The following is a 1,101-nucleotide window of genomic DNA, read 5'->3' as shown; positions in this document are numbered from 1 at the left end:
AAGTACCACATAAGTGTGGCAGATCCTCGGTAGGGGGAATCCATGTCATTCGTTATATTTTAAGGACAAACTTATGAACAAAAACGAAGCAAATGAAAACTCTATTGTTGCAAACATATGCCTTTGGCTAGGGGTTGCTCTGCCTTTACTAGGGATCGCCGAACTATTTGGAGTAACTGATTCATTACCAGCATTGATCAAAACACCATTTTCAGCGCCGCTTATGGTAATTGGTGGACTGATTTTGCTTGTTTTGTCGATAAAACACTTTGTAAATCAAGCTAAGAAAAATAAGAATTCGATCGCGGCAAAATAAAATATAACAAGGCGCTCAAGTCTGATTCGTGAACGCGTGCCGATTTTGCTTCGCTCCATTGTGGCACACATTCACTCACAGCTTGGCTTGGCGTTAGCCGTCATGGAGCTTGCTATACTCAAAGTGATAGAATAGTATCACTTTAGTATTCCTTTGGAGCAGCTCTCATGAAAGTAGAACTAGTTACATCACTCAAACGCCAAGCAACTAAGATCCTCGCCGATCTCCACGACACCAAAGAACCAGTGTTAATTACTGAGCATGGAAAGCCATCTGCGTATCTAGTTGATGTTGATGACTACGAATTTATGCAAAATCGTTTAGCTATTCTTGAGGGTATTGCACGAGGTGAGCGTGCACTAGCTGATGGTAAAGTGGCAAGTCATGATGAAGCTAAGGACAAAATGTCAAAATGGCTGAAATAATCTGGACTGAGCCAGCGTTATCTGACCTCAACGATATCGCTGAATACATCGCACTTGAAAATATCGTAGCTGCAAAGCAGTTAGTGCAAACGATCTTCTCCAAAGTCGAACGCCTACAAACTTTCCCAGAGTCAGGTCGTATTCCACCCGAGCTAGAACATTTAAGTTATCGTGAAGTTGTCGTTAATCCATGTCGTGTTTTCTATAAACAAGACGGTGACAAAGTGTTTATTCTGTTTGTTATGCGTGCAGAGAGAGATTTGCGTAAGTTCCTGTTGAGTAAGCAGTAACCTTTGGGAATGAGCGGCTAACAAACGACTATGGCGTCAATGATTAATTTTTGGCAGTGTTTTCATCCCA

General features: G+C 41.7%; 3 protein-coding genes. All 3 read left to right on the top strand.

Annotated elements, in window-relative coordinates; genetic code table 11:
- The first annotated feature begins 73 nt into the window (after positions 1-73).
- The 3 genes from AB6D06_RS22480 (at position 74) to AB6D06_RS22470 (ending at position 1,031) form a co-directional block, all read left to right on the top strand.
- Positions 74-316 carry a hypothetical protein gene (locus AB6D06_RS22480; RefSeq protein ID WP_372101494.1) on the top strand — a complete coding sequence of 81 codons (243 nt, stop codon included), beginning with the start codon at positions 74-76 and terminating at the stop codon, positions 314-316.
- A 167-nt stretch (positions 317-483) separates the two neighbouring features.
- Positions 484-741, top strand: a complete 258-nt coding sequence (locus AB6D06_RS22475) for a type II toxin-antitoxin system Phd/YefM family antitoxin (protein WP_005398415.1) — start codon at positions 484-486, stop codon at positions 739-741.
- The gene (locus AB6D06_RS22470) at positions 729-1,031 is read left to right on the top strand and encodes a type II toxin-antitoxin system RelE/ParE family toxin (protein WP_025548916.1); all 303 of its coding nucleotides are present in this window, start codon (positions 729-731) and stop codon (positions 1,029-1,031) included. Before AB6D06_RS22475 ends, AB6D06_RS22470 begins: the two co-directional genes overlap by 13 nt.
- Positions 1,032-1,101: the final 70 nt, after the last annotated feature.

The organism is Vibrio sp. 10N.239.311.G01, assembly GCF_041465805.1.
GTDB classification, from domain to species: domain Bacteria; phylum Pseudomonadota; class Gammaproteobacteria; order Enterobacterales; family Vibrionaceae; genus Vibrio; species Vibrio crassostreae_C.
Note: the sequence above shows the minus strand (reverse complement) of the source record. Positions and strands in the feature narration are given on the sequence as shown.

Coding starts and splice junctions, on each gene's coding strand:
- AB6D06_RS22480 (WP_372101494.1), top strand. CDS start 74: ATGAACAAAAACGAAGCAAATGAAAACTCTATTGTTGCAAACATATGC.
- AB6D06_RS22475 (WP_005398415.1), top strand. CDS start 484: ATGAAAGTAGAACTAGTTACATCACTCAAACGCCAAGCAACTAAGATC.
- AB6D06_RS22470 (WP_025548916.1), top strand. CDS start 729: ATGGCTGAAATAATCTGGACTGAGCCAGCGTTATCTGACCTCAACGAT.